We start from the raw sequence: 6,269 nt of genomic DNA, 5'->3' as shown, positions 1-6,269 counted from the left end.
TCCGCTCGACTTGCATGTATTAGGCACGCCGCCAGCGTTCATCCTGAGCCAGGATCAAACTCTCCAATAAAGTTAGTTTGTCTAGCATCTAAAATAAAAATTGACGTTTCACGTTGTTTGTTTCGTTTAGTTTTCAAAGTTCAACATCGCGTTTCAGCGACTTTTATAATATAACACAGTATATTATTTTCGTCAACAAGTTTTTTCGATAACTTGTATCTCTCATTTGCTGACTCTGCCTATTATATAGACTTTCCCATCTCTATGCAAGTATTATTCTAAAAAAAATAAGAGAGGGAAAATCCCCACTCTTATTCTTCAGAAGCCTCTTCGCTTCCATCTTCTTCTTCATCTTTTTGCGCTTTTGCTACTGTTGCTACTTCTTGTTCATTTTCCAAACGGATTAATCGTACACCTTGCGTATTACGACCCATTTGAGAAATTTGATCAACTGGCATACGGATAATAATACCCGCAGCTGTAATTAGCATAATATCTTCTTCGCCAGTTACAGACTTAACTGCTACTAATTTACCGTTTTTATCTGTGATATTACATGTTTTTAAACCTTTACCACCGCGACTTTGTAGACGATATTCATCAACCGGTGTACGTTTTCCGTAACCATTTTTGGTTACAATTAAAACGTTCATATCCTCTTCAACAATTTCCATACCTACAACTTGGTCTTCATCACCTAGTGTAATAGCTTTTACACCTGCCGCATTACGTCCCATAGAACGAACATCTTGCTCATTGAAACGGATTAACATACCGTTACTTGTTCCAACAATAATATCCTTATCACCAGATGTTAAGCGTACAGAGATTACTTCGTCCTCTTCACGAAGGGAAATTGCAATTAAACCATTCGTACGTATATTGGCAAATGATGAAAGAGGCGTTCTCTTAGAAATACCTTGTTTTGTTGTGAAGAATAAGAATTGATCATCACCAAATTCACGGATTGGAATAATAGCGTTGACCCACTCACCTTTATCTACTTCTAACAAATTAACAATTGGTATACCTTTTGCCGTACGGCTATACTCTGGAATTTCATATCCTTTTGTACGGTATACTTTACCTTTGTTTGTGAAGAATAGAATATGATCATGTGTAGACGTTGTCAATAAATGCTCAACAAAGTCATCATCATTCGTACCCATTCCTTGTACACCACGTCCTCCACGGTTCTGTGTTTTGTACGTAGAAGCTGGTAACCTTTTGATATAACCATTATGAGTAAGTGTGATAGCGATATTTTGCTCTGGGATTAAATCCTCATCTTCAATTGATTCCATACCACCAATTGTAATTTCTGTTCTTCTTTTATCATTAAAGCGTTCTTTTACTTCTGTTAATTCTTCACGAATAATTTCAAGAACCTTTTCTTCATCTGCTAAGATGGCCTTTAATTCAGCAATTAACTTCATTAAGTCTTGATATTCTTGTTCAATTTTTTCACGTTCTAGTCCTGTTAAGCGTTGCAGACGCATATCTAAAATTGCTTGCGCTTGTTTTTCACTTAAACCGAAACGTTCCATCAATCCTTGTTTTGCAATATCAGCAGTCTTTGAACTACGAATTAAAGTAATTACTTCATCAAGGTGATCTAATGCAATTCGTAACCCCTCTAAAATATGAGCCCGAGCTTCCGCTTTCTCTAATTCATAAGCAGTACGTCTACGAATAACTACCTGTTGATGCTCTAAATAATAATATAAAGTTTGTTTTAAGTTTAATACTTGTGGCTCCCCATTCACGAGCGATAACATATTAATACCGAAACTTGTTTGAAGCGCTGTATGTTTATATAAATTATTTAATAGTACGTTTGCATTTGCATCACGGCGTACTTCCATGACAATACGCATACCATTTCGATCTGACTCATCGCGTAAATCTGTAATACCTTCGATTTTTTTATCGCGAACTAACTCTGCAATTTTTTCAATTAATCGAGCTTTATTCACTTGATAAGGCAGCTCTGTTACAATAATTGCTTGTTTTCCATTTGCCTTTTCTTCAATTTCAACTTTAGCACGAAGTATAATAGAACCACGACCTGTTTCATACGCTCTTCGAATTCCACTTCTCCCTAAGATTAGACCCGCCGTTGGGAAATCTGGTCCCGGAATAAATTCCATTAATTCCGCAATAGTAATGTCAGGATTATGACTCAATGCTAGCACGCCATCAATTACTTCTCCAAGTTGATGAGGCGGAATATTTGTTGCCATACCAACCGCGATACCTGTCGTACCGTTTACTAATAAGTTAGGAAAGCGCGCTGGTAATACAATTGGTTCTCTCTCAGAACCATCGTAATTGTCTTGGTAATCTATCGTGTTTTTCGTAATATCACGCAACAGCTCCATAGAAATCTTAGACATTCTTGCTTCTGTATAACGCATTGCTGCTGCTGAATCTCCATCAACAGAACCGAAGTTACCATGCCCATCAACAAGCATATAACGTTGACTAAAATCTTGTGCCATACGTACCATTGTTTCGTAAACGGCTGAATCACCATGCGGGTGATACTTACCAATTACTTCACCAACAATACGCGCTGATTTTTTATATGCTTTATCAGCAGTAATCCCTAAATCATTCATTGCGTATAAAACCCTGCGATGCACAGGTTTTAACCCATCACGAACATCTGGTAGTGCACGAGATACGATAACACTCATTGCGTAATCTAAAAATGAGGTACGCATTTCATGACTAATATTAATTTCTCGAATTCGTGCTTGTTCTTGATTGTCTGACATCAACGAGCACCTCCTCTTACATTTCCGTTACATATACATTGATTTATATGTAGAAGACAGGAATGCTTAGATTCCTGTCATTACTTACTTAAATATCAAGGTTTTTCACGTATTTTGCATTTTCTTGGATAAAGTTACGACGTGGCTCTACTTTATCACCCATTAAAATTTCAAACGTTTCATCTGCTTCAATTGCATCTTGCAGAGAAACTTGAAGTAATGAACGTACTTCTGGATCCATTGTCGTTTCCCATAATTGAGTCGGATTCATTTCCCCAAGACCTTTGTAACGCTGAATACCAGGTTTTGGGTGAGCTGGTAACTCTGCTAATATCTTTTCAAGCTCTTTATCGTTATAAGCATATTGAATCTTTTTCCCTTGTTGCACTTTAAACAATGGTGGTTGTGCAATATATATATAACCATGTTCAATGATTTGACGCATATAACGATAGAAGAACGTTAATAATAGAGTACGAATATGCGCGCCATCAACATCGGCATCGGTCATAATAATAACTTTATGATAGCGAGCTTTTTCAATATCAAAATCCCCACCGATATTTGTACCAATCGCTGTGATAATCGTACGTACTTCATCATTAGATAAAATCTTATCTAATCGTGCCTTTTCAACGTTAATAATTTTACCCTTAAGTGGTAAAATCGCTTGAAAGTGGCGATCGCGTCCTTGTTTTGCAGAACCTCCTGCAGAATCTCCCTCTACGATGTAAATTTCACTAATCGAAGGATCTTTAGAAGAACAGTCTGCAAGCTTCCCTGGCAAACTAGATACTTCCAGTGCACTCTTTCGGCGTGTTAATTCACGTGCCTTCTTCGCTGCTACACGTGCACGTGCTGCCATTGTTCCTTTATCCACAATCTTACGAGCAACATTTGGATTCTCAAGTAAAAACTTTTCGAACGCTTCTGAGAAAACAGATTCTGTAATCGTTCTCGCTTCACTATTTCCAAGTTTTGTTTTCGTTTGTCCCTCAAACTGTGGATTCGGATGTTTGATGGAAACAATCGCTGTTAGTCCTTCACGTACATCTTCACCTGTTAGGTTACTATCAGCATCTTTTAAGATGTTATTTTTTCGTCCATAATCATTTATTACACGCGTTAGGGCAGTCTTGAAACCAACCTCATGTGTACCGCCTTCATACGTATGAATATTATTCGTAAATGAATAAATATTGTTTGTATAACCTTCGTTATATTGAAGAGAAACTTCAACTTGAATTCCATCTTTCGAACCCTCTACATATACAGGTTCTTCATGAATCGGTTGCTTCGAGCGGTTTAAATGCTCAACATAAGATTTAATTCCACCTTCATAATGGAACTCTTTCTTCTGCTTATTTTCGCGTTTATCTTCAATTATCAATTTAATATTACGATTTAAAAATGCTAGTTCACGCATACGTGTTGCTAATGTATCAAAATCGTATTCTGTAGTTTCTGTAAAAATTTCTGGATCTGGCTTGAAACGAGTTATTGTTCCTGTATGATCTGTTTCACCAATTACCTTTAAATCTGCAGCTGGGATACCTCGTTCATACTTTTGATAATGAATTTTACCTTCACGATGTACAAATACTTCTAACTCTGTTGATAGAGCATTTACAACAGATGCACCTACACCATGTAAACCACCGGAAACTTTATAACCGCCACCGCCAAATTTACCACCTGCGTGGAGTACAGTCATAATAACCTCTACAGCAGGACGTCCCATTTTTTCTTGTATACCAACTGGAATACCACGACCATTATCCGTCACACGAATACTATTATCTTCTTCGATGCTAACATTAATTTCATCACAGTATCCTGCTAATGCTTCATCAATACTATTATCTACAATTTCCCATACAAGGTGATGAAGACCCTTCCCACTTGTAGATCCAATATACATACCCGGGCGTTTTCGAACTGCTTCCAGTCCCTCAAGCACCTGTATTTGACTTTCATCATATGAATTTTCCTGCATTTGCTTTTGTTCCATTGACACAAAGATCACCTACTTTTCCATTTAAACAGAAATTATGTTCTGTCTATTTCACAATCTACCGTGCCGTTCGTTACATGAATTGTTTTCGCTTGCTTTAATGTTTCGTGTTCAATTCCGTCGACACTTGTCGTTGTCACAAATGTTTGCACTTTTCCTTGAATTGTATTTAAAAGATGTGATTGACGATAATCATCTAACTCTGATAACACATCATCTAATAAGAGGATTGGATATTCTTTAACCTCTGAATAAATCAATTCAATTTCAGCTAACTTTAGGGAAAGTGCGGTTGTTCGTTGTTGCCCTTGTGAACCAAAGACTTGAACATTTTTATCATTAACGAAGAATTGTAAATCGTCACGATGAGGACCAATTAAAGTTGTACCACGGAAAATTTCACGTTGTTTCACAGATTGAAAACTTTCATAGTATACTTCTTTTATTTTCGACAAATCCATTGATTCTGATACATCTACGCTCGGTTTATAGACTATTTCTAGTTCCTCTAATCCCCTACTAATGCCACGATGGATTGGAGCAGCCCATTCTTGTAATAAATGCAGAAACTCAAAACGTTTTTGCAAAATTTTTGTACCATGTTCAATGAGTTGCAGTGTAAATACATCCAACATCGTGTCCTCATTTTTACTATTCCCTTGCATTTTTTTAAGCAAGTGATTTCGCTGCGTGAGCACTTTTTGATATTGACTTAACTCATACAAATAGACAGGAGCTATTTGTCCAAGTTCCATATCTAAAAAGCGTCTTCGTACTTGAGGGCTTCCTTTTACAAGATTTAAATCTTCTGGGGCAAACATAACAACATTCATTTCACCAATATATTGGCTTAACCTTTGTTGTTCTAGCTGATTTAATTTTGCCTTCTTCCCTTTTTTAGAAATATTTAATTCTAAAGACAAGGAACTGTTTCGCTTTTGTAATCTACCTTTTATTTTACCATAATCCTCATCCCACCGGATAAGTTCACGATCGTTCGAAGTTCGATGAGACTTGGCCATCGCTAATACATAAATAGCTTCCATCAAATTCGTTTTCCCTTGAGCATTTTCACCAATAATTACATTCACTTTATCCTCAAAGGAGAGATCCAGATATTCATAATTGCGATAATTTTTTAATTGTAATTCTTTAATATACAAAGGGCTCCCCCTTTATGCTTGAACTTGAAATGTTCCGTTTCCCGGAATTTCAACAATATCATTTGCATACAACTTTCGGCCTCTTCTATTTTCAAGCTCTTGATTGACATACACTTCGTATTCTTGTAAGAACCATTTAACAGCACCGCCTGTATCAATTACATCAGCTAACTTTAAAAATTGTCCCAGTGTAATATACTCAGTTGAAATCTTAATACGTTTCATAAAATCGCTCACTTTCTGAAAGTGTTCATTCTTTCATTGTACTAAATAAACCCGCATTAGGAAAGTAATACCCCGAAAATCAAATAA

4 protein-coding genes and 1 rRNA gene are annotated in these 6,269 nt (G+C 36.6%); all 5 read right to left on the bottom strand.

All coding sequences use genetic code 11. The annotated features are described in order from the left end of the window. Positions 1–70, bottom strand: a 16S ribosomal RNA gene (locus tag ORL93_RS25575); the annotation flags it as partial. A 241-nt stretch (positions 71–311) separates the two neighbouring features. Then, the gene (gene gyrA / locus ORL93_RS25570; protein ID WP_006096803.1) at positions 312–2,780 is read right to left on the bottom strand and encodes a DNA gyrase subunit A; all 2,469 of its coding nucleotides are present in this window, start codon (positions 2,778–2,780) and stop codon (positions 312–314) included. An 88-nt stretch (positions 2,781–2,868) separates the two neighbouring features. Continuing rightward, the gene (gene gyrB, locus ORL93_RS25565; protein ID WP_097793939.1) at positions 2,869–4,791 is read right to left on the bottom strand and encodes a DNA topoisomerase (ATP-hydrolyzing) subunit B; all 1,923 of its coding nucleotides are present in this window, start codon (positions 4,789–4,791) and stop codon (positions 2,869–2,871) included. A 38-nt stretch (positions 4,792–4,829) separates the two neighbouring features. Then, positions 4,830–5,957: a DNA replication/repair protein RecF gene (gene recF, locus ORL93_RS25560; RefSeq protein WP_097793940.1), complete on the bottom strand. Its 1,128-nt coding sequence runs from the start codon at positions 5,955–5,957 to the stop codon at positions 4,830–4,832. Between the two features lie 12 nt (positions 5,958–5,969). Continuing rightward, the gene (gene yaaA / locus ORL93_RS25555; protein ID WP_003194149.1) at positions 5,970–6,182 is read right to left on the bottom strand and encodes a S4 domain-containing protein YaaA; all 213 of its coding nucleotides are present in this window, start codon (positions 6,180–6,182) and stop codon (positions 5,970–5,972) included. Positions 6,183–6,269 lie beyond the last annotated feature (87 nt).

Source organism: Bacillus sp. DHT2, from assembly GCF_026241455.1.
Lineage (GTDB): Bacteria > Bacillota > Bacilli > Bacillales > Bacillaceae_G > Bacillus_A > Bacillus_A pseudomycoides.
The sequence above is the reverse complement of the archived record's forward strand: the minus strand, read 5'-3'. Positions and strand labels throughout refer to the sequence as shown.

Coding starts and splice junctions, on each gene's coding strand:
- yaaA (WP_003194149.1), bottom strand. CDS start 6,182: ATGAAACGTATTAAGATTTCAACTGAGTATATTACACTGGGACAATTT.
- gyrB (WP_097793939.1), bottom strand. CDS start 4,791: ATGGAACAAAAGCAAATGCAGGAAAATTCATATGATGAAAGTCAAATA.
- gyrA (WP_006096803.1), bottom strand. CDS start 2,780: ATGTCAGACAATCAAGAACAAGCACGAATTCGAGAAATTAATATTAGT.